The organism is Acinetobacter pittii (assembly GCF_022449185.1).
Lineage (GTDB): Bacteria > Pseudomonadota > Gammaproteobacteria > Pseudomonadales > Moraxellaceae > Acinetobacter > Acinetobacter pittii_I.
On the sequence record NZ_JAKUKO010000001.1, the window covers coordinates 555,176 to 577,427 of the forward strand.

Sequence of the window (22,252 nt, forward strand, 5' to 3'; positions counted from 1 at the left end):
CATGTCAAATCAATTGCCCGTCATCAATTTAATGGGACCAACTGCGAGCGGAAAAACCGCTTTGGCATGTGAATTATACGAGCGTGGAAATTTTGAGCTAATTTCTGTTGATTCCGCTCTTGTCTATAAAGATATGGATATTGGCACGGCTAAACCAACTCGTGAAGAGCAAGAACTCTATCCTCATTATTTGATTGATATTATTACTCCTCTGGAAGTCTATTCAGCTGCTCAGTTTGTTGAAGATGCATGTAAATTGATTGATGAAATGCATTCACGTGGCAAAACTCCTATTTTAGTAGGAGGGACAATGTTATATTTCAAGGCATTGTTAGAAGGATTATCTGGTAATCTACCAAGTGCTGATGCTCAAGTTAGAGCTGCAATTGAAGAAAAAGCTCTAAATGAAGGATGGCAAGCAGTTTATGATGAGTTGGTTTCTGTAGACCCTGCTGCCGCTATAAAGTTTAATGTAACTGATAAGCAAAGAATTATTCGGGCACTGGAAGTTTATAAAATTACCGGTGAACCAATTACTAAATTGCAGGCAGAACAACCAAAAAACGTACCATATCGATACATATTTCATAACTACGCTTTACTTCCAGATCGGGTAGAATTACATCAACGCATTGAGCAAAGATTAAGCAAAATGTGGGATATCGGTTTTTTGAGTGAAGTTGAAGCTCTAATTGAAAAATACGATTTAGATGAAAATTTACCCTCAATGCGTTCGGTGGGTTATCGACAAGCACTAGAATTTCTACTAAAAAGTGACCTAGGTCTCAAAAGTAAACGTGAAATGGAGGATAAAGCTTTATTTGCAACACGACAACTTGCCAAACGTCAATATACGTGGTTACGTTCTTTGCAAGAAATACACGATTTTAAAACTTACTTGACGATAAAGCAGGCGAAAGAAGACTTGCGAAACTCTTATGGATAAAGCAAAATTTGCACACTGTCTTTTTATAATTTTTAGTTGAAAAATAAAGATAGTTTTTTTGCGCTGATTTAAAAATTTTTTTTGGAGTTAAAAATGTCTAAAGGTCAAACTTTACAAGATCCGTTCTTAAATTCTCTCCGTAAAGAACGTATCCCTGTTTCTATTTTCCTTGTGAACGGTATTAAATTACAGGGTCATATTGAATCTTTTGACCAATATGTTGTTTTATTAAAAAATACTGTAAGTCAAATGGTTTACAAACACGCGATTTCAACTGTTGTTCCAGCACGTAACCCTCGTCCAGCAGGCGCACAAGGTACAGGCTTCCCAGCACAAGGCGGCACTCAAGGCGGTTTTGGTGGTCAAGGTAGCGGCTTTGGCGGCGGTCAAGGCGGTGGCTTTGGTGGCGCTCAAGGCGGCTTCGGTGGCGCTCAAGGTGGCTTCGGTGGTCAAGGCGGCTTCGGTGGTCAAGGTGGCTTCGGTGGTCAAGGTGGCTTCGGTGGTCAAGGCGGTTTCGGTGGTCAAGGTGGTTTCGGTGGTCATCAAGGTGGTTTTGACAACGATTCTAAATTTGAAGATGGTCAAGACGACGAAAATAATCGTTAATTGAAATCTAAAAAAGAAACCAGTCAGATAATGACTGGTTTTTTTATGTGTATTTAAAAGTTTATTCCAAATATTTAACTGGTCATAGGTAATGATTTGAACATGATAGTTAGTATATTTAAATAAATAGGGCTTTAATAAATGATATTAATATTAGCTGCTGCTTTAAGCAGTGTCTTGGTGTCTATCCTATTAAAAAATTTAAAGAAAAAAGGTTATCAACCACTACAAATGATTGCATGGAACTATGCAAGCGCAAGCCTTCTTTGCTTTTGGTGGTTTCAGCCCGATATTCAACATGTTTCAATACAACATACGCCTTGGTGGCTAATTGTTGCTTTAGGAATAATTTTACCTAGTATTTTTTTATGTCTTGCTAAATCACTAGAATATGCAGGAATTGTTAAGACGGAACTTGCACAGCGTCTTTCAGTTGTTCTTTCTTTACTTGCAGCATATTTCTTTTTTCATGAACAATTTAATGCATTAAAACTGTGGGGTATAGGTCTAGGAATTTTTGCAGTCTTACTTGTATTATTTGGGCAAATCAATTCTTCAGTAAATCACCAATCTCGAAAAGCGATCTTTGCTCTTTTAAGTGTATGGTGTGGTTATGCAGCAGTAGATATTCTCTTGAAATATACAAGTAGTTTAGGTCTGCAGTTTACACTCACTTTAAATCTTATTTTTATTACTGCATTTATATTATCGATTTCATATTTATTGCTACAGAAGACTCAAAAGTGGCAGTTTAAAAGTATGATAGCTGGGTTAATATTAGGAATACTCAATTTTTCAAATATTGCTTTATATGTAAAAGCTCATATTCTTTTAAAAAATTCTCCTGCTATTGTTTTTGCAAGCATGAATATTCTTGTTGTGTTACTGGGAATTTTAAGCGGAGTGATTTTATATAAAGAAAAATTAAAATGGCCTACTATTTTGGGGATTCTTTTAGGAATAAGTGGGGTAGTTTGTTTAGCTAGCGCAATGGCTTGATAGTTCAAGAGAATAGAACCTCTTGAACTATAGAGATTTTTATAAATAAGTGAAAATCACTTCATCTGGCAGACGTGATTTAGGAAGCTTAGCATTAAAGTCATTTTCACTGCGGTAGCCTAGAGAAACAATCACAGAGCTTCGTAAGCCTTTTTCAGTTAACCCGAGCTCAGTATTTAGAACTTCTTCATCAAATCCACCCATTGGAGTTGCATCGATGCCTTCTAAGCCAGCAGCAAAGAGTAGCTGTCCTAAAGCAATGAATGTTTGATTTTCCATCCACCCGAATAAATTTTTCTGTTCATTTCGGTAGAACTCGACGTAGCCATGGCGAGTATCTTTTTGACCTAATTTTGCTTTTTCATCTTTAAAACGGCCACTTAAATCATCTTGCTCAAGTAGTTGATTTAAGTACTCAGATGTAATATCCGTTTTTGTACAGAATACAAGTGTATGTGATGACTCAAGTACTTTAGGAGCATTGTAAGCATACTTTCCTGTTAATGCTTTTGCGATTCGTTCTTTAGCTGCAAGATTGTCTGCAACTACAAAGTGCCAAGGCTGAATATTTACTGAAGAAGGCGTAAAACGTAAAATTTCTAATAATTTATTAATTTTTTCTTGAGGAATTTTCTTTTCAGAATCATATGCTTTTGTTGTATAGCGGCTTTTAACAGAATTCAATAAGTCCATAGGTATGCTCCATATCAATCTTATGGCAATTGAGAGAATTTAATCTTTGCCATCATACGCTATTTTATTCAAAAACATTTCATATGTAGTTTGATAAAGAAATATAATGTTTATATAAAGTTTGAGTAATCTATTGAAAATGATTGATTTAATACCAACAGATGCGAAGAGTAAGTTGCGGGAAATTAGAATTGTGAAAGCTTTTATCATTTTTGCATTTGTTTTGAGTCTTTTGATTTTATACATCGAGTATCAAAAGTATGAATATATAAACTGGAAATTTGTATTCATTACCTGTCTATGTATGATTTGGGATTTTGATTTAAATAACAAAATTAAAGAATTGAAAGCTCAAATAAAAACTGACTAATTTTTAGTTAATAATTCCAGATAACCAATTCAAGCTGTTGTGTATTTGAAGATGGATCAATTTCCAAAATATAAGCTTGATCTTCACGCCAATCGCCAAGAACAATTCGTTGTTTAGCTTCTACCTGATGAATTGAAGGGCGATGGGTATGCCCATGAATCAGTATATCTGCATCTTCTAAAGCAGAAAGTACAGCTTGCTCATTTACATCCATAATTTCATAGCTTTTTTGCTGTTTATCTGCAGAGCTTCTTTTTCGAAAGCCATTAACCAGTTTGGTGCGAAAACTCAGGGGTGTACGGCGTAAAAAAGCCACTAAAAGTGGATTTCGAATAATTTTTCTAAATCTTTGATAGGAAACGTCATCTGTACATAGTGCATCACCGTGTTCTAAGCGGTACTGATGTCCAGCAATAGTGAGATAATAAATATCGGGTAGTAATACACCATTAAATTTATTGAGGAATACTTGATTTAAAGCAAAATCACGGTTGCCTACTTGAAAGTAAACCCGATTTCCTTTTTTGTTAAAGTCTTGTAATGCCTCAACAATTTCATCGAGCCATGGTGCTGAGTAATCATCGCCAATCCAAGCGTTAAACCAGTCACCTAAAATATAAAGCTGTGTTTGTTTATTTTGATAATGCACCAATAAATCTAAAAACCCTCGAACGAGTCGAGGGTGTTCAGGTGACAAGTGTAGATCTGAAATAAACAGATAAGTCACAGCTTATTCCTAAAATTATTCAGAAATAATTTTAGCAGATTCGATTACAACGTTTTCTAAAGGAACGTCAGCGTGGTAACCACGGTTGCCAGTGCGAACACCTTTGATCGCATCAACAACATCCATACCTTCAACAACTTTACCAAATACAGCATAACCCCAACCTTGAGCAGTTTTAGAGGTATGGTTTAAGAAAGAGTTGTTTTTTACGTTAATGAAGAACTGTGCAGAAGCAGAGTGAGGTGCTTGAGTACGTGCCATAGCAATCGTACCAACGTCATTGCTTAAACCGTTATCAGCTTCGTTTTCAATAGAATCACGAGTTGCTTTTTCTTTGAAGTTTTCATCCATCCCGCCACCTTGGATCATGAAGCCATCAATGACACGGTGGAAAATAACGCCGTCATAAAAACCGTCACGTACATATTCTAAAAAGTTTGCTACTGTTTTTGGTGCTTTTTCAGTATTTAGTTCAAGAACAATACGACCTTTATTGGTGTTTAATTCGACTTGAGGAAAACTCATTACATTAATCTCCTAAACATGGGCTTATGACCATGGGTTTTTGGTTGAGAGAAGCATAAGCAAACTGTAAACTACAAGGCAAGTAAAAAACGTTAAAATCTTTGTGAAAAATGAAGATAGCGTTTAAATTTTTCGAAATTTATCTACAAAGAAGTGATTGATACACTATGAAGCCTAATGATGTTGTCTCGAACCTGCCAAATAACCCGACACCGAATACTCATGCCTCTGTCGATTCTGCGCAGCAAGAACAACAGGCTGGCTTAGATTTTGTTCGCCAAGTCATTACTGATGATTTGGCTACGGGACGTGCAAAGCAGATCGTAACGCGTTTTCCACCAGAACCAAATGGTTATTTACATATTGGCCATGTAAAAGCGATTTGCTTGAACTTTGGTGTGGCAGAAGAGTTTGATGGTTTGTGTAATTTGCGTTTTGACGATACAAACCCTGATGCTGAAGAACAAGAATATGTTGACGGTATTGCTAACGATGTGAAATGGCTTGGTTTTAACTGGAATGGTGAACCACGCTATGCATCGGGTTATTTTGATCAATTATATGCATGGGCAGTTCAACTTATTGAACAAGGCGATGCCTATGTAGATTTACAATCTCCAGAAGAAATTAAGTTAAACCGCGGTAGCTTTGTTGAGCCAGGTAAAAACTCTCCATACCGTGATGCATCTATTGAAGAGAATCTTGCTCGCTTTGAAAAAATGCGTAGCGGTGAGTTTAAAGAGGGTGAAGCGGTTTTACGTGCCAAGATTGATATGGCAAGTACAAATGTCCATATGCGTGATCCGATTTTATATCGCGTATTGCATTCAGAGCATCACCAAACTGGCGATAAATGGAAAATCTATCCAATGTATGACTACGCTCATCCATTGTCTGATGCCATTGAAGGGATTACCCATTCGCTTTGTACATTAGAATTCCAAGACCACCGTCCGTTTTATGACTGGATTGTAGAAAAAGTAAAATCTAAAGCTGTTCCACATCAATATGAATCTTCACGTTTAAACGTGGACTACACCATTACATCAAAACGTAAATTACGTAAATTGGTGGAAGGTGGCTATGTAAATGGTTGGGATGACCCACGTATGCCGACTGTGGTAGGGATGCGCCGTCGTGGTTTTACTCCTGAAGGCTTACGTGATTTCTGTAAGCGTGTAGGCGTGTCAAAAACTGACGGTATTGTTGATGTTGCAATGCTCGAGTTCTGTATTCGTCAATCTTTAGAAAATACTGCTGCGCGTGGTATGGCTGTTTTAAGCCCACTTAAAGTGACTTTAACTAATTTACCAGAAGATATGGATCTTACGCATGCTCGCCATCCTAATGTGGATATGGGCGATCGTGTGATTCCTTTAACTAAGGAAATCTATATTGAACGTAAAGATTTTGAAGAAGTACCGCCAAAAGGCTTTAAACGTTTAATTCCTGACGGTGAAGTGCGTTTACGCCATGCTTACGTGATTAAATGTGATGAAGTCATTAAAGATGCAAATGGTGAAGTGATTGAACTGAAATGTTCAATTGACCCTGAAACTCTAGGAAAGAATCCTGAAGGCCGTAAAGTTAAAGGTGTGATTCACTGGGTATCTGCCACTAAAGGGATTCCTGCTGAAGTGCGTATTTACGATCGTTTGTTTACTGAAGCCGCACCTGATGCAGATGATGACTTCTTGGCAAATCTTAATCCTGAATCATTAAAAGTGGTACAAGCTGTCATTGAGCCAGCTTTGGCACAAGCAAATCCTGAAGATCGTTTCCAATTTGAGCGTGAAGGCTATTTTGTCGCTGATCAATATGATCATTCACCAGAGAAACCGGTTTTCAACCGTATTCTTGATTTGAAAGATAGTTTCAAGCCTGAGAAAAAATAAGACGAACAACATGTTGTGAGTAAACAACAGATTTAAAAAAGCCCAACTCAGTTGGGCTTTTTTATTTAGATTTCTTCTCATATTTTCTTTTTCTTTATGATTAATATCCTTGGCAAATTCGCTTAGGTTGGATTAATCACATAAAAATAAAGAACAATAATGATAAGAAGAATAGACGCGAGCGATAAATAGGTATTTACCGTATTAAAGCTTTTAATAAATTTCAGGATTTCCATAATGATTTAACTATTTATATTTGTGAAGAAAAGTATACTGAAGCAGTAGGTTTAATTTAATATAAAATGTCCCAAAAGATAGGTTGTTAGGCTACCTTTTGGTTAATAAAAAAGCATTTAAAATTATTTGTAGTCATAAAAAAGCGATTAACCACTATATCCAATACGTTTTAGAAATTTTTGAATAACCTCAAATGCAGCATGTTCAAGTGCTTGAGCATATTCTAAATTTTCTTCTCGAAGTTTTGGAATAGAAATATTGGCATTACGGAGTTCACATGTATGACCAATTAACCATTTCTCAAAATTTTCTTCTGTTGTTTCAATATGAAACTGCAACGCGAGAATATTATCTCCAACTTCAAATGCTTGATTGGTATAAATCTCTGAACTAGCTAATAACACCGCGTTTTCAGGGAGGTCGAAAGTGTCACCATGCCAATGCAGAACATGGACATTATTAAGCAAAGCAGATAATACCTGATTAGGACGTAAACTTAAGCTTAGTGGACCCCAGCCAATTTCTTTTTGATGCCCTGCATATACTTTTGCACCAAGCGCATGAGCAATCAGCTGTGCACCCAAACAAATACCAAGTGTAGGTTTATCTGCTGCTAGACGTTGTTTAAGTAAAGCAATTTCGTCTTTTAAAAACGGATAATCTTCAGTTTTATAAACCCCGATTGGGCCACCTAAAATAATAGTTAATCCATCGTGTGCAAAAGCAGCAGTTAAATCATCTACACCTGCTTCAAAATAACGGACGCGAAATCCGAGTTGATAAAAGACATCTTCTAATGAACCTAAGTCTTCGAAAGCAAGATGCTGAATGGCATAAATAGTTTTAGGGAAGGCGTTTGTTGTGCTCATACAAATGATTCATAGAAGATCAATAGGTGGAGTATAGCGATAAATATAAAGAAGAAAATATCTGTATAAATCGTCAATACCTGAAAATTGATATTTTTCGTTAAGATAATATTGTTATGCAAAGGATTATCTATTTTTCAATAAATCTCTTTACATATTCCATTGCTTAAAATAATAGCTTTTGAGTTGCCTCAAGACCTATATCTGAAAGTTGATGTTCATCTTTTAAATTAACTCCTGAAAAGCCGAGCTGTTTTGATTTTTCCATTAATGTCATTAAACGTTGTACCGCAACTGGAATACTTAAGCCTGCTGAGCGAACATTAGAAATACAATTACGTTTGGCATCGAGGCAGCCTGAATATGCATTCCATGTGTAGTAAATTCCCATACTGTCAGGAGAGCTTAAACCAGGGCGCTCACCGATTAGCATCACAAGCATGGATGCTTTAAAGATTTCTGCGACTTCATCACCTAATGCAACCCGACTGCCTGTCGCAATTGCAATTGGTGCAAGGCTCCAGTTTTCTTGCTGAATTTGTTCATTCAGCGTCGTAATGAATGGGATAGCATTCGCTTCAATCGCTCTTGCAGAGAGTCCATCACCGACCACAATACAAACATCGTATTGTTGAAGGTCTTCTGTATACCTCTTAATTAACACATCTTTTGATTGATCTGAGAGCTGACGACCTAAATCTGGACGTTTAAGATAAATTTCTTTATTAGGGACATTACTCTGTATATGAATACTTTGCAGCTGCCGTTGTGCTAATTGCTCCGAGAGGTAGGAAACATCCATCTCTTGATAAACCGCATCTTTTGCCTGTGCGTGAGACAACTGGAACTCAAGTAAGGCACGTGTTGGGATGCTACAACCAGCGCGTCCTAATGCAATGCGGGCATCAGTAAATTGTTTAAGTTTTTCCCACTGATCTTGATGGGTGGAGGAAGGGTATTGAATATCACGATTAAGTTTCATAACGTTCTCCCTAATTCATCAGTAGACGAGAGAATTGGTCGGGCATGTGGTCTGCCCAACAGATTTGAGAGTCTTGCTGTTTAAAAATACCTTGCTGTTCAAGCCAAGCGGAAAACTCAGGAGCGGGTTTTAAACCGAGGAGTTGTCTTAAATAGAGGGCATCATGGAACGAGGTGGTTTGATAGTTGAGCATGACATCATCTGAACCCGGAATTCCCATAATAAAATTAATGCCCGCGGCGCCAAATAGAGTAAGGAGAACATCCATATCATTTTGGTCAGCATCAGCATGGTTGGTGTAACAAATATCGCAGCCCATCGGCACACCAAGCAACTTACCGCAGAAATGATCTTCTAAGCCTGCACGTATAATTTGTTTGCCGTTAAAGAGGTATTCGGGGCCAATAAAACCGACGACAGTATTCACTAAAAGCGGGTTATATTTACGGGCCACGGCATAGGCACGCGTTTCTAATGTTTGCTGATCAACACCGTGATGTGCATTGCTTGATAAAGCGCTGCCTTGACCAGTTTCAAAGTACATAACGTTTTGTCCAATGGTTCCGCGCTTGAGTGCAAGTGTGGCTTCATATCCTTCTTGTAGTAAATCGAGTGAAATTCCAAAACCTTCATTAGCTAGTTGGGTGCCGGCGATTGATTGAAACATTAAATCAATCGGCACATTTTTTTCAGCCAGTTGAATACCTGAGCTGATATGGGTGAGTACACAAGATTGTGTTGGAATTTGATATTCCTGAATGACATGATCAAGCAATTTTAGTAGCTCTGACAAATTATGAAGGTTATCTGTGGCGGGGTTAATGCCAATCACAGCATCGCCATTGCCATACATCAAACCATCTAAAATACTGGCAGAAATACCGAGCACATCATCGGTCGGGTGGTTCGGTTGTAAACGGGTAGAAAGATGGCCTTTTAAACCAATCGTGTTACGAAATTGAGTGACTACCTCACATTTACTGGCAACATAAATCAAATCTTGATTGCGCATAATTTTGCTGACAGCAGCTACCATTTCTGGAGTTAAACCTGATGCTAAGGCTTTTAAGCTTTGGGCATTTGCTTCTTCTCCCAGTAACCAATTTCGAAAATCGCCTACTGTAAAGTGTGAAATAGGGGCAAAAGCTGCCAGATCATGTTCATCAATAATCAGTCGTGTAATTTCATCGGTTTCGTAATCGACCACAACCTCATTTAAAAAGGTTTTTAGTGGCACATCGGCCAAAGTCATTTGTGCCGCAACATGTTCGGTTGCATCTCTGGCCGCTACACCTGCTAATTCATCTCCTGAACGTAATGGCGTTGCTTTGCCCATTAAAGTTTTTAGGTCAGCAAAGTGATACTGTTGATTGGCGACAATATTGCGATAACTCATAGTTGCATCCTTTTTTATAGTTCTTGTTCTGCGGCTTTAATATTTGCAAACTCTTCTTCTGGTGTACCTTTCACTAAATGATAACGGCTATAGAATAAAAAGTAAGCAACAAATACGACATAAATAGCGGCAGCAATAAACCAAACTTTCGGATTAACAACAAAGCCAGCAACTACAGCAGCGACTGCTAGAACTAAGGCAATAGTTGAAGTAACGATTCCTCCAGGAGTTTTATAAGGACGAGGCATGTCGGGTTTAGATAGGCGTAGTTTGATGTGGGATAAAAGAATCAACACATAGGAAATGGTGGCACCAAAAACCGCGATTAAAATCAATGAATCGCCTTCTTTGGTCAGTGAAAGCAAGAACCCAATAATACCCGGAATAATAATTGCCAGATAAGGGGCTTTATTTTTATTGGTTAAAGAGAGTGAAGTAGGTAAGTAACCAGCACGAGAGAGTGCAAAAATTTGACGCGAATAGGCATAGATAATTGAAAAGAAACTCGCGATTAAACCTGCTAAACCAACAAAGTTAACAAAAGTCGCAAGCCAAGTGTTGGTGCCATACACTTTAACCAGAGCATCGACGAGGGGAGCGCCAGAATTTTGTAAAGTACTTGCACCTGCTGCGCCTGCACCCAAGAATAAAATGAGCATAGCAAATGCCGTTAAGATGAGCATTGCTCCGATTAAACCGCGTGGAAGAGATTTAGCTGGATCTTTTGCTTCTTCGGCTGCTAAAGGTACACCTTCAACTGCAAGGAAAAACCAAATTGCAAAAGGAACCGCTGCCCAGATACCTAAATAGCCATGAGGTAGAAAACTGCTTGCGCCTATACCTGTACCAACTGGAATATCAAATAAATTTTGTGCATTAAAGTGTGGAATCATTGCCACAATAAATACAACAAGAGCAACAGCAGCGACAAGGGTAATTGCGAACATGATTTTTAAAGCTTCACCGGCACCTTTCAGATGTATGCCCATAAAAATGGCGTAGCAGGCGAGATAAATTATCCAGCCATTAATGCCAAATAGAGATTCGCAATAACCACCAATAAATACAGCAATTGCCGCAGGGGCAATTGCGTATTCAATTAAAATGGCTGTTCCTGTTAAATAGCCCCCAAAAGGACCAAAGGCAGCACGTGCAAAACTATAACCGCCACCTGCTGTCGGCATCATGGTAGACATTTCCGACATAGAAAGACACAGACATAAGTACATAAGCGCAGCGAGTGCAGTGGCAATAAACATTCCGCCCCAACCACCTTGAGCAATACCAAAGTTCCAGCCAGCAAAATCACCCGATATCACATAAGCTACGCCTAAACCAATCAGGAGTAACCAACCAACCGTACCTTGTTTGAGTTGACGCTGAGCAAAATATTCTGCTGATGAGACTTCTGTGCTTGAAGAAATGACGGAAGCTGTTTCTGGTTGATTCATACAATACTCCTGCGAGTGGATTTGTATGAATCAATGCAAAAGCAATGCCTAAATGAAGCTCTTCAGAGAGTAGATGGAGCTTTTTTATTCTAAATGATAAAAATTCAAGCTTAACAACCGTAAATAAAGAAGCCAGCAATCTAAATTACTGGCTTCTTATATAATTAGTCATCTTACTTCTTTCTAGTGTTGATAGTTTGGTATCAACTTGGTGCGAAACTTAGAAGAAGCCCATTGGTTTAGTTGAATAACTCACCAACAAGTTTTTAGTTTGTTGATAATGATCTAGCATCATCTTATGGTTTTCGCGGCCAATACCAGACTTCTTGTAACCACCAAATGCAGCATGTGCAGGGTAGATGTTGTAGCAGTTTGTCCAAACACGGCCAGCTTCAATAGCACGACCAGCTCGATAAGAAATGTGAGCTGAACGTGACCATACACCTGCACCTAAACCATACATGGTGTCATTGGCAATTTTAATTGCATCGTCAAAGTCTTTGAATGTTGTCACAGCAAGTACAGGTCCAAAAATTTCTTCTTGGAAAACTTGCATGCCGTTGTGACCTTTAAAAATAGTCGGATCGACATAGTAACCTTCGCCTACTTCTTTACGGCCGCTACCGCCAAGTAAGAGCTCTGCACCTTCTTCACGACCAGTGTTAATACAACGCAAGATTTTCTCTTGTTGTTGTAGAGATGCTTGAGCACCAATCATCGTTTCAGTATCAAGTGGATGACCAGTTTTAATACGTTTTACACGTTCAACGGCTAACTCTAAAAATTGATCAGCAATACTTTCTTGTACTAAAGCACGAGAAGGACAGGTACATACTTCACCTTGGTTTAAGGCAAACATGGCGAAACCTTCAAGCGTTTTTTCTAAGAAGTCATCTTCTTTATCCATGATATCTTCAAAGAAAAGGTTCGGTGACTTACCGCCAAGTTCTAAGGTAACTGGAATAATATTTTCAGTCGCATATTGCATCACCATTTGTCCAGTTTGAGTTGAACCTGTGAAAGCGATTTTTGCAATACGTGGGTTTGTTGCTAACGGACGGCCAACTTCTGAACCGAAACCATTGACAATATTAAGGACACCGGGCGGTAAAATGTCTTGGATGAGTTCAGCTACTAACAAAATACCCACCGGCGTTTGCTCAGCTGGCTTAATCACGACACAGTTACCAGCAGCTAAAGCAGGTGCCAGTTTCCATGCTGCCATTAAAATCGGGAAGTTCCATGGAATGATTTGACCAACTACACCGAGTGGTTCGTGGAAATGATACGCAATGGTATCTTCATCAATTTCAGAGATGCCGCCTTCTTGAGCACGAATACATCCAGCGAAATATCGGAAATGGTCGATCGCGAGCGGAAGGTCAGCTGCTAAAGTTTCACGTACTGCTTTACCGTTATCCCAAGTTTCAGCAACAGCAAGCATTTCAAGATTTGCTTCTAAACGATCAGCAATTTTTAAAAGTATATTTGAGCGTACCGTCGGTGATGCCTTATTCCATGTTGCTTTCGCTTTGTGTGCTGCATCTAGAGCGAGCTCAATATCTTCGGCACTAGAGCGGGGAATACGTGTGAAAGCTTTTCCATCAACAGGAGATACATTATCAAAATATGCACCCTTTAAAGGTGCCACCCATTCACCGCCAATAAAATTTTCATATTGTGATTTGAATTGAACTTTTGAGCCTGGTTGATTTGGATCGATATAGCGCATATAAATATTCCTTTGCTTTTTTAGGACTAAAGACTAACAAGAACCCTGTCAGTAGGTACTTTCGTACTTTGTATAATTAGGATATAAAGAAGAAGGTTGGAGAAAGGTTGGAATAGAAATGTGGATATATAAGGAATTTACAAATGTTCACAAAAAAGGATTTATTGCAGCAACGGACGTTGATTGATCAACTGCGCACGCAAAATAGTCTCTCTCCTCAGAACGCTGCCAAACTCGGCCAAAGTATTGCAAGCTCGTGGGAACGATCGGCTTCTGCCGCGATTCCTAAAGAGCGTTTTGCTGCTCCATTAGTCGAGAAAAAAACTGCTTCACAAAATGCTTTAGATATGGCTTTAAGCCAATGTGCCGACGACTTACGTCATATTGCAGAGCAATCTTCAATGGTGATTGCTGTCGGTGATATCGGCAGTACGATTATCTGGACGGCACCAAGTGCTCAAATGCAAAGTGCTGCTGAGCGTGTACATTTTGTACAAGGTGGTCAGTGGCGTGAAGAATTTGTGGGCACCAATGCCTTGGCTTTATCTTTAAAAACTCAACAATCAAGCTGTGTTTTTTCAAACGAACATTACATGGAGTCGATTCATGATTGGGTGTGTTATGCCGCGCCGATTATCGATCCATATTCAAAACAAACCCTTGGTGTTGTTGATTTATCAACCACGTGGAAGAACCATAATAGTTTAGGAATTCTGGCTGCTGAACGTTGTGCATCCATTATTCAATCTGCTTTGCTAGAGCAGCAGCGCCAGCAATTACATATCCGTGCATTTTCGACGCCGCAAGTTAAATTTAACGGCAAAAGTTTATTATTAACGCCGCGTCAAATTGAAATTTTAACCATATTGGCACTATGTCCGCATGGTTTAACTTTAGAGCATCTTTATCAGGCGCTCTATGGCGAACGTAAAGTCAGTATGGGTACGCTTAAAGCTGAAATGTCTCAACTACGAGATATTTTGGGTGGTTTACTTGGTTCACGTCCATATCGTTTGCTGGTGCATGTTGAAGCCGATTTTTTACAAGCTGAACAAGCGCTCGATGCGGGATATGCAGCCTCGGCTTTGCAGCTTTACACAGGTGTATTTCTGGCAAAAACTGAAAGTCCATTTTTATGCGCATGGCGCGATTGCCTTGAGTCACGCTTGAGTGATGCAATTTTTAAAACACAAGAAACAGATTTATTACTTAAGCATTTAGCTCATTTCCCTGAAGCAATTGATGCGGTAGAACGCCTTATGGAGCTTTTACCAAGTGAACATCCTGCGCATCAACTGCTGGTGAAATACCTTGACTCACCTAAGCTTAGTTAAGTAATTTTTTGATCCAGCCACTGGAACAATTGTTGATAGACTTGTTCTCGTACTGGCTGGGCCGAAAGGACTAAGTCATGCAATCCATTGTGAATAGAGACAACCGAGACATCACCTTTAATTTTTTTACCATGTTTTTCAATGTCTTTAACGTCTAAAATTACATCGCTTTGAGTTGCATCTGGTCCCCATTTTTTTGGGTTTTTAGTTTGATGCGAATGCATAATCAGTGCGGGAACGTTTAGTTTAACCCCGCGGTGAATCTCTTTTTGTGCCGTATGAATCGCATGTACAAAGCTGAGTTGAACTGTAGGGGCAGAGGTTGGTTTCCAGTCAAGATTAAAGTCCCATTCACCTTTGAGCTGCTTATGAAGGCTGGTGGTGTACCATTTGTTTAATTGGCTTGGGAATTTAACTTTTGGTAGATATTTTCCTACTCGACTTAGCATTGGAATACCAAACTTCTTTTCGACTAGACTTAAATTAAAGTCGTAAAACGGACTATTTGCCCATAGCGCTTTAATAAGAGGATGATCTGGATGATGAGTAGCATAAAGCGTTGCTGTCAAACCACCAGTTGAATGGCCTGCGAGTAAAACATGAGTGTGTTGCTCTTCGCCAATAATCTGTAATGCTTGAGTAATTTCGGCGTTGTATTCATTTAAATCAAGCACGTTATAGAAAATTTGATGAGGCAGCTTTGAGCGGCCATATTTTCTTAAATCAAGTGCATAGAAGTCATAACCATGAGCATTGAATTGCTCAGCCATTTCGGTTTGAAAGAAATAATCTAAAAAACCATGGATATATAGTACGGCTTTTTGAGTAGATTGAGCGGCTTTTTTACGCACTAAGGTTGCTACAACTTTCCCTTCATAATCATCAGGAAAACTAAGTGTGAGCTGTTCGTAACCCGTGCCTAAAATATCTGGAACATAAGTTTGATTAGCTAAAGATGTATTCATTTTTATCGAGCTATTGTAATTAAGACATGCAGAGTATCCTTCAATGAAATGGGCGAATTGTCAATTAGGTTTGGAAAAGGTTGGAGTATAGATTCTAAAAAAAGGGAATACCGCTGGAGCTAAGTATTCCCCAAAAAAGTAAGTCAACGGTCGGAGGGATTTGACTTACTAGAGGGATATGCCATTACATCGGTATTAAAGTGCTGCTTTGAAAATCTCCACAACTTGTGCATGATTTGCTTTACGAGGGTTGGTGAGCATACATGCATCTTTTTGAGCATTATCTGCCATCACTGCAAGGTCTTCAGTTTTTACACCAAGCTCGGTTAAGCCAGATGGAATACCAATTGATGAAGACAGTTTACGAATAGCCTCAATTGCAGCATACGCAGCTTCTGTTACGGTGAGTCCGTGAGTTTTTACACCCATTAACTCTGCGATTTTTGCGTAGCGATCTGGGCAAGCAATTAAGTTAAATTCACATACGTGTGGCAACAAGATTGCATTACATACGCCGTGAGGTAGGTTGTAGAAACCGCCTAACTGGTGCGCCATTGCGTGAACATAACCTAAAGATGCGTTGTTAAATGCCATGCCAGCCAAATATTGTGCATAGCTCATTGCATCACGTGCTTCGATGTTTTCACCATTTGCGACAGCAGGTTGTAACCACTGGCTAATCATCGTAATCGCTTTTTCTGCACAGGCATCAGTAATTGGGTTTGCCGCCGTAGAAACATATGCTTCAACCGCATGTGTTAGCGCATCCATACCTGTTGCAGCCGTTAAACCTGCCGGTTTTGCAATCATGAGTTTCGGGTCATCAATCGCAATGAGTGGAGTACAACGCCAGTCAACGATTGCCATTTTTACGTGAGTATCGGTATTGGTGATAATACAGAAACGAGTCATTTCAGATGCAGTACCAGCCGTTGTATTGACTGCAATCAATGGGGTCATCGGTACTTTACTTTTATCGATGCCTTCGTAGTCACGAATATGACCACCACCCGCAGTGACTAAACCAATCCCTTTTGCACAGTCGTGAGATGAACCGCCACCTAAAGACACAATAAAGTCACAGCCATTGTCGTTATAGGCATTTACGCCATTATGAACATTAATATCGGTTGGGTTAGGTTCTGCGCCTGGGAATATATGGCTTGCAACGCCTGCTTCAGTTAAATAGTTTGCGATAAGATCTGCAACACCAAATTTAAATAAGCCTTCATCGGTCACAATTAATGCTTTTTTTGCGCCGAGGTTTTGTGCCTTTGTACCAATTTCTTTAGCACATCCTGGTCCAAAGAGTGATACGCATGGAATATAAAAACCGTTTGTTTGATCTGCAATATTTTTAAAAGCCATGGAGTGATTCCTTCTTCCATAAATCCATTGTTTGTTATTACAGGTGAGCCTCACCATGGCCTTAGTATTGTGATGTGAAGTTTATTTTCCTACCTACCAAAAACCTACCAAATATTATTTTGTTTTTAATTATTGATTTATATGTGCTTTTTAGAAAGTTTGGCACATTCATTTAAATTTTTCGGGAAAATCGTTAAGCTATGGGCTGTTGAAGATGTACATATGAGATTATGAAACAGGAAACTGCGCTTAAACTGCTTAAAGCAGGTGAAAATGTCTTTTTAACCGGTTCGGCTGGTGCAGGGAAAACCTATACACTTAATCAGTACATCCAATACTTAAAAGCACGTAAAGTGCCTGTGGCAATTACGGCATCTACAGGTATTGCAGCAACACATATGAACGGTATGACCATTCATACATGGGCTGGCATTGGCATTAAAGATCTGTTAACTGACGACGATCTAAAACGCATGAAAGAGCGTAAATATCTCAAGGAACATCTTGAAAATGCGCAAGTTCTTGTGATTGATGAAATCTCAATGTTACACGCGAAACAGCTTAATCTGGTCAATCAAGTTCTAAAATATTTTAAAGAAAGCGACGAAGCATTCGGTGGTATTCAAGTCATTGTGGCTGGAGATTTCTTCCAGTTGCCGCCTGTAGGACGTAATGGTGAAGCCAATCGTGACAAGTTCTGCTTTATGTCAGATGCATGGGTCGAAGCCAAATTCCGCGTATGTTATTTAACAGAACAACACCGTCAAGATGATGAAATTCTGAATCAGATTTTAAACGCTATTCGCGCGCAAAATATTCAAGCAGATCATTTGCAAGCACTGCGTCAATCACGAGCACATGATATTGGTGAGACCTTTACTCGTCTTTATACACACAATATGGATGTCGATAACATCAACTATCAGCACTTAAATGAAATTGATAATGAAGGGCATCAATTCAATGCTGTTTTAGATGGTAATGAAAAGTTATTAGAAACTTTAAAATCTTCAGTGCGTGCGCCAGAAGAACTCACACTTAAAAAGCATGCCAAAGTCATGTTTGTAAAAAATAACTTTGATATGGGCTATATCAACGGAAGTTTGGGTGAAGTCATCGGCTTTGAGGAAGATGACGAAAATGGCTTACTGCCGAAAGTAAAACTGACTGATGGCACGACTTTGCTGGTTGCTCCTGAAACTTGGTCCGTTGAAAATGAAGCAGGCAAAGTGATTGCAAGTTTTCAGCAAATTCCGCTTCGTTTAGCGTGGGCGATTACTATTCATAAAAGCCAAGGGATGACTTTAGAAGCCGCTGAAATTAACCTCATGAACACCTTTGAAAAAGGTCAGGGTTATGTTGCATTGTCGCGCTTAAAATCTTTAACTGGGTTAAAGCTATTAGGGATTAACGAGCAAGCTTTAGAGTTAGATAGTTTAGCTGTCAAAGCCGATCGCCGTTTCCAAGAGCTTTCAAAAGAAGCCGAAGATAACTTTGCAGATGTAGATTTAACGGCTCAACATAAAGCATTTATTCGTCACTGTGGCGGCACCTTGAATGAAACCGAGATCTCTCGTAATGAGAAGAAACTCGCAAAAGGTGGAAAGCAAAATTATGCTACGGCAACTTTAGATGAGACACGTGTGCTGTTTGAAGAAGGCTATGAGATTGAAGACATCGCGCATGAACGTGGTTTAACCCCAGCGACGATTATTAATCATTTGGCTCGACTGCATAAAGAGCAAAAGCTGGATATTTCAGTTGCCCATCCGGGTGAAGAGGTGGTCGAAGAAATTCGTAAAATTTATAAGAAGCTGAAAAAGCGTCAAAATCCAGATCATTTTTCTGATGATGGTTCGATCAAACTAAGACCAATTGTTGAAGCAACCAGCCCTCGAATGGGATATGATCAGGTCCGATTAGCTTTATTATTTATTGAATAAAGTTTAATTCGCTTAATGACTTATTATATAAATTGAGGTGGCTATGCCGCACGTTGTAGTTGATTATTCAGAAAATTTAACTGGATTAAACGCAAAACAATTACTTGAAGAAATTAATACCACACTGATTGAAACAGAGCTATTTAGTCCAGAAGACATTAAAAGCCGTGCGCGTAAAGATGATGTTTTCCTCATAGGTTTGGGAGCGGAGCAGGCTTATATTCATGCAAAGGTCTATATTTTGTCGGGAAGAACGGCTGAACAAAAACAGCTTATGGGTGAGCAGTTATTAGCGGCGCTTAGTAATAAAAAATATCTACAACAAGAGTTTAATAAAGAAATTCAATTGTGCGTTGAGCTTGTCGATATGCCAAGAGAAGATTATTTCAAGCAAGTTGTATAACATTAAAAAGCGCAATTTCAATTAAGAATAGAGATTCGCACTATGTAAAGTAGTGCTATCGAATGAACAGACATCTACTTACTTTTAAAGTGAGTCTAGCGTGATACAGGTATAACCTAGATTATGCCTGTATCTCTAAAAGCTTAATATCTGCATATTGCTCAATCAAGTTGTCATCTAGCATGTGGATGTAATCCATAAAGAGGGTGCTAAAACTTCCCATGGTTTGAGCTTGATTTGCAGCAAGTTTACCTGCAATCGCAAAATGAACATGAGCTGAAAGAGCAGCAATTGTTGGCGTCGTCACAGCGCTATATGCTGCGATTAGAGCACCCAAAGCACAACCAGTTGCTGTGATTTTGGGCTGTAAAGGACTTCCGCCGTTTACTTGAATCACAATGTCTAATTCTTTAGACAAAATATAATCTGACTCACCTGAAATAGCGATACAGTCCGCATGTGCTAATAGTGTATAAGCCTGTTGATAGGCTTGATCACTGCTTAAAGTACTATCGACACCTTTAGATTGAACTTGGTTGCCAGCAAGCGTACTAATTTCTGAGGCATTACCACGAATAACGCTTGGCTTGAACTGTAAAAGCTCGTCTGTCATTTGACTACGCCAAGCTAAAATTGGTCCATAGCCGACTGGATCAAGCACCCATGGAATGCCATTGAGCTGTGTAGTCTTGGCAGAGATTTGCATAGCTTGCATTTGCTCTGAGGTTGGCGTACCCAAGTTAATGCTCAAAGCCGATGAAATTTTGGTAAAACTTTCTGCTTCATAAGGATTATCAATCATGGCAGGTGAAGCACCAGAAGCAAGTAAGACATTGGCTGTATAGTTGGCTGCAACGCTATTAGTAATGCATTGCACAAGAGGTGTTTTTGCCTGCATGTTTTGCCAAGCGTCAATTACCTGCTCAATCAAAGTCGATGCTGATGTCATGTTATTATCCTTATTAAGCCAAAGTGATTGTAGATTTAATGAGTAAAATAATGATCTTGATGCTTACATCTTTGACAAATCAAAGAAACATAATCTGCTGCATCATAATCAACACTTAAATCATTTGAACCACAATGCATACAGCGTTTAACTGAATAAAAGTTTAATCGAGGTTCAATTTTCCGCCATGCTTTCCAGACAGGTTGTACAAAGATCTGTTCGTCGTAACCTAAGAAGCGGTTAAGTAAAATATAACTCATTTTACTGTAGGGAATATTGTGAGGGCGAGGCAACACTGAGGTTTCCCACTTTTCAGCTAAGGCTCTCTCGCGATATTGCTCTAAGGTTTTCTTTAACAAATTGGTGTTAATAAATTTTTCATTACGCGGCTGTAGGGCTTTCTGTTTATAAAGATACTCAAGTGCGGTTTGAATTAAATAATAAATCTGACCAATTGCCAATGAATCCATTAAACGATAGCAAAAAGTTTGAAAATTAGAGCTTCCTGCAATTTGAATGCCCCAAGTTCGGCAATAGAACTGCATAAACTGAATAATCTCTTGATAGAGCACCTGAAAAAGTACGTCTTTTACTTCATCAGCACTACGAAACGGAATACCAAGACTTAAATTTTCATAAAACCAGTAGCGTAATTGCTGGGCAACACTAAATAAACTTGGGTCACTATAACCGTCCAAGCGAATGTTTAAATAAAAGCACTGAGGTTCATCAGCTTGATCTTGGGCGTTTAAAATTCCATCTTTATGGAGTTGCTTAATCAGATAGTTTTGAAAAATCCAGTTTGGTGTAATGGACTGATATTTAATTTTGTCCCAGTGAATGTATTCGTCATGAGCAATATCGTCTCGTGCATAGTCGTCGAGCAGGCTAAGTAAAAAAAGTTTATGCAAAAAACTGAGCTGTTCCAGACTACGTTGAGGTTGCTCTTTTGACTTAAACTGGCGTTGTTCTTGTAGGCGTGTTTGCTGTAAAAGCTTTTTTCGTTGTTTTGTGCATGTTTCACAATGGCAAGTCATTTTCATGTCTTTAAAAACACGGTGCTGACAATGACTGCATTCATGAAACTGAATGTCTTGCTCAAATTGCTCGGCATCTACCCAGTACATTGAAGCTTGGCAGAGAGGACAATGGCTACTTTCATCTAGCTGTTTCTGTAGAATTTGTAAGACCATTTTGCTCCGAACATTTAAAACTATCATGACTGACTTATTATACACAGCCGCATTGCCGATAGCTGAGATTGTCTTTTTGTTTGGTGCAAAAATAGAAAACCTAAAGTCTTTGTTTTAACTTTAGGTTTTCATAAGGGGTTAAAATTTAAAATTAAACAGGGCACGGCAAGCTCTCATCATTCTGTCCAAGCTTTTTGGCATTGATAAGTGCCTGCACTTTTTTACTTGGTAATTTTACTTTACCTAAAGCATCATAAGTATTAACGATAGAGGTCACCTCCTGAGCTGTAATAGAAATACCTTCCGCAGATAAAAACACCGCAATCACATGGTGATCGAGTCCTGCTGCATCTAGATCATGAATCGCTTTAATATTTTCTAAACGATGAAAATGTGCTTTTAATTCCATACTGACACCTCTTGTTCTGATTGAAATATTTATATTGGTGTATTAATGAAGGCAAGAACCATGCCCAAAATGTAAGCTGACTCTAAAAAATGTTAAAAGCTGAAGTTGTTTTATTTTTATTGTATAGATTGATTATATAAGCAACGATTATCGTAATTTTGGTCTAATCTGTGCTAATAAAAGACGATTCTAATTTGAAATGTATAAATGAAGTCCCATTAATTTTATAAAGGTAAACAAACACGGTATGTATGAATGTG

22 protein-coding genes are annotated in these 22,252 nt (G+C 38.8%); 8 read left to right on the top strand and 14 right to left on the bottom strand.

The genetic code is table 11. From position 1 onward, the window contains the following. Nucleotide 1 precedes the first annotated feature (1 nt). The 3 genes from miaA (at nucleotide 2) to MKX14_RS02580 (ending at nucleotide 2,551) form a co-directional block, all read left to right on the top strand. Nucleotides 2–946, top strand: a complete 945-nt coding sequence (gene miaA, locus MKX14_RS02570) for a tRNA (adenosine(37)-N6)-dimethylallyltransferase MiaA (RefSeq protein ID WP_240281672.1) — start codon at nucleotides 2–4, stop codon at nucleotides 944–946. A 93-nt stretch (nucleotides 947–1,039) separates the two neighbouring features. Beyond that, complete coding sequence (hfq, locus tag MKX14_RS02575) at nucleotides 1,040–1,552, top strand: RNA chaperone Hfq (protein ID WP_002122267.1); 513 nt, start codon at nucleotides 1,040–1,042, stop codon at nucleotides 1,550–1,552. A gap of 141 nt (nucleotides 1,553–1,693) precedes the next feature. Further along, entirely contained in the window at nucleotides 1,694–2,551 is an 858-nt protein-coding gene (locus MKX14_RS02580; RefSeq protein WP_240281673.1) for a DMT family transporter, read from the top strand. Between the two features lie 39 nt (nucleotides 2,552–2,590). Here the strand turns inward: MKX14_RS02580 and nfsB are convergent, their stop codons facing one another. After that, nucleotides 2,591–3,244 (bottom strand): oxygen-insensitive NAD(P)H nitroreductase, encoded by a 654-nt coding sequence (gene nfsB / locus MKX14_RS02585; RefSeq protein ID WP_017480875.1) that lies wholly within the window; start codon nucleotides 3,242–3,244, stop codon nucleotides 2,591–2,593. Nucleotides 3,245–3,383: 139 nt separating this feature from the next. On the opposite strand from nfsB, the gene MKX14_RS02590 reads away from it, so the two are divergent. Next, complete coding sequence (locus tag MKX14_RS02590) at nucleotides 3,384–3,614, top strand: hypothetical protein (protein ID WP_240282007.1); 231 nt, start codon at nucleotides 3,384–3,386, stop codon at nucleotides 3,612–3,614. 7 nt (nucleotides 3,615–3,621) lie between these two features. Here the strand turns inward: MKX14_RS02590 and lpxH are convergent, their stop codons facing one another. Together lpxH and ppiB are read right to left on the bottom strand one after the other, a co-directional pair. Then, the gene (gene lpxH / locus MKX14_RS02595) at nucleotides 3,622–4,341 is read right to left on the bottom strand and encodes a UDP-2,3-diacylglucosamine diphosphatase (protein ID WP_240281674.1); all 720 of its coding nucleotides are present in this window, start codon (nucleotides 4,339–4,341) and stop codon (nucleotides 3,622–3,624) included. A gap of 15 nt (nucleotides 4,342–4,356) precedes the next feature. Beyond that, a complete protein-coding gene (gene ppiB / locus MKX14_RS02600; protein ID WP_016145770.1) occupies nucleotides 4,357–4,866 on the bottom strand; it encodes a peptidylprolyl isomerase in 510 nt (169 codons plus the stop codon). 167 nt (nucleotides 4,867–5,033) lie between these two features. On the opposite strand from ppiB, the gene MKX14_RS02605 reads away from it, so the two are divergent. Continuing rightward, the gene (locus tag MKX14_RS02605; protein ID WP_240281675.1) at nucleotides 5,034–6,761 is read left to right on the top strand and encodes a glutamine--tRNA ligase/YqeY domain fusion protein; all 1,728 of its coding nucleotides are present in this window, start codon (nucleotides 5,034–5,036) and stop codon (nucleotides 6,759–6,761) included. Between the two features lie 122 nt (nucleotides 6,762–6,883). Here MKX14_RS02605 and MKX14_RS18305 read toward each other — a convergent pair whose 3' ends face one another. The 6 genes from MKX14_RS18305 to exaC form a co-directional block, all read right to left on the bottom strand. Continuing rightward, entirely contained in the window at nucleotides 6,884–6,997 is a 114-nt protein-coding gene (locus tag MKX14_RS18305) for a hypothetical protein (RefSeq protein ID WP_080947660.1), read from the bottom strand. 147 nt (nucleotides 6,998–7,144) lie between these two features. Then, nucleotides 7,145–7,867: a glutamine amidotransferase gene (locus MKX14_RS02610; RefSeq protein WP_240281676.1), complete on the bottom strand. Its 723-nt coding sequence runs from the start codon at nucleotides 7,865–7,867 to the stop codon at nucleotides 7,145–7,147. Between the two features lie 166 nt (nucleotides 7,868–8,033). Beyond that, the gene (gene eutC, locus MKX14_RS02615) at nucleotides 8,034–8,849 is read right to left on the bottom strand and encodes an ethanolamine ammonia-lyase subunit EutC (RefSeq protein WP_240281677.1); all 816 of its coding nucleotides are present in this window, start codon (nucleotides 8,847–8,849) and stop codon (nucleotides 8,034–8,036) included. A 10-nt stretch (nucleotides 8,850–8,859) separates the two neighbouring features. After that, nucleotides 8,860–10,245, bottom strand: a complete 1,386-nt coding sequence (gene eutB / locus MKX14_RS02620) for an ethanolamine ammonia-lyase subunit EutB (protein ID WP_240281678.1) — start codon at nucleotides 10,243–10,245, stop codon at nucleotides 8,860–8,862. A 14-nt stretch (nucleotides 10,246–10,259) separates the two neighbouring features. Then, nucleotides 10,260–11,696: an ethanolamine permease gene (gene eat, locus MKX14_RS02625; protein ID WP_240281679.1), complete on the bottom strand. Its 1,437-nt coding sequence runs from the start codon at nucleotides 11,694–11,696 to the stop codon at nucleotides 10,260–10,262. Between the two features lie 220 nt (nucleotides 11,697–11,916). Continuing rightward, nucleotides 11,917–13,428, bottom strand: a complete 1,512-nt coding sequence (gene exaC / locus MKX14_RS02630) for an acetaldehyde dehydrogenase ExaC (RefSeq protein ID WP_240281680.1) — start codon at nucleotides 13,426–13,428, stop codon at nucleotides 11,917–11,919. A 143-nt stretch (nucleotides 13,429–13,571) separates the two neighbouring features. Between exaC and MKX14_RS02635 the strand changes: the two genes are divergently transcribed. Next, on the top strand, nucleotides 13,572–14,762 hold the full coding sequence (locus tag MKX14_RS02635) for a helix-turn-helix domain-containing protein (protein WP_005068630.1): 1,191 nt from the start codon (nucleotides 13,572–13,574) through the stop codon (nucleotides 14,760–14,762). On the opposite strand, the gene MKX14_RS02640 is transcribed toward MKX14_RS02635, so the two are convergent. Together MKX14_RS02640 and mdh are read right to left on the bottom strand one after the other, a co-directional pair. After that, complete coding sequence (locus tag MKX14_RS02640; RefSeq protein ID WP_240281681.1) at nucleotides 14,759–15,727, bottom strand: alpha/beta hydrolase; 969 nt, start codon at nucleotides 15,725–15,727, stop codon at nucleotides 14,759–14,761. The two genes, MKX14_RS02635 and MKX14_RS02640, sit on opposite strands and share 4 nt — an antisense overlap. Nucleotides 15,728–15,922: 195 nt before the next feature. Beyond that, on the bottom strand, nucleotides 15,923–17,095 hold the full coding sequence (gene mdh / locus MKX14_RS02645; protein WP_069037203.1) for an iron-dependent methanol dehydrogenase: 1,173 nt from the start codon (nucleotides 17,093–17,095) through the stop codon (nucleotides 15,923–15,925). A 230-nt stretch (nucleotides 17,096–17,325) separates the two neighbouring features. Here mdh and MKX14_RS02650 point away from each other — a divergent pair, with 230 nt between their 5' ends. Continuing rightward, nucleotides 17,326–19,038, top strand: coding sequence for an AAA family ATPase (locus MKX14_RS02650; protein WP_005073697.1), 1,713 nt, complete (start codon nucleotides 17,326–17,328; stop codon nucleotides 19,036–19,038). A 43-nt stretch (nucleotides 19,039–19,081) separates the two neighbouring features. Next, entirely contained in the window at nucleotides 19,082–19,441 is a 360-nt protein-coding gene (locus MKX14_RS02655; RefSeq protein WP_057062398.1) for a 5-carboxymethyl-2-hydroxymuconate Delta-isomerase, read from the top strand. Nucleotides 19,442–19,562: 121 nt separating this feature from the next. Here MKX14_RS02655 and thiM read toward each other — a convergent pair whose 3' ends face one another. The 3 genes from thiM to MKX14_RS02670 form a co-directional block, all read right to left on the bottom strand. Further along, nucleotides 19,563–20,390, bottom strand: coding sequence for a hydroxyethylthiazole kinase (gene thiM, locus MKX14_RS02660; RefSeq protein ID WP_240281682.1), 828 nt, complete (start codon nucleotides 20,388–20,390; stop codon nucleotides 19,563–19,565). A 35-nt stretch (nucleotides 20,391–20,425) separates the two neighbouring features. After that, nucleotides 20,426–21,583 carry a hypothetical protein gene (locus MKX14_RS02665; protein WP_240281683.1) on the bottom strand — a complete coding sequence of 386 codons (1,158 nt, stop codon included), beginning with the start codon at nucleotides 21,581–21,583 and terminating at the stop codon, nucleotides 20,426–20,428. A 151-nt stretch (nucleotides 21,584–21,734) separates the two neighbouring features. Continuing rightward, nucleotides 21,735–21,992 carry a hypothetical protein gene (locus MKX14_RS02670; RefSeq protein ID WP_005068647.1) on the bottom strand — a complete coding sequence of 86 codons (258 nt, stop codon included), beginning with the start codon at nucleotides 21,990–21,992 and terminating at the stop codon, nucleotides 21,735–21,737. Nucleotides 21,993–22,252: the final 260 nt, after the last annotated feature.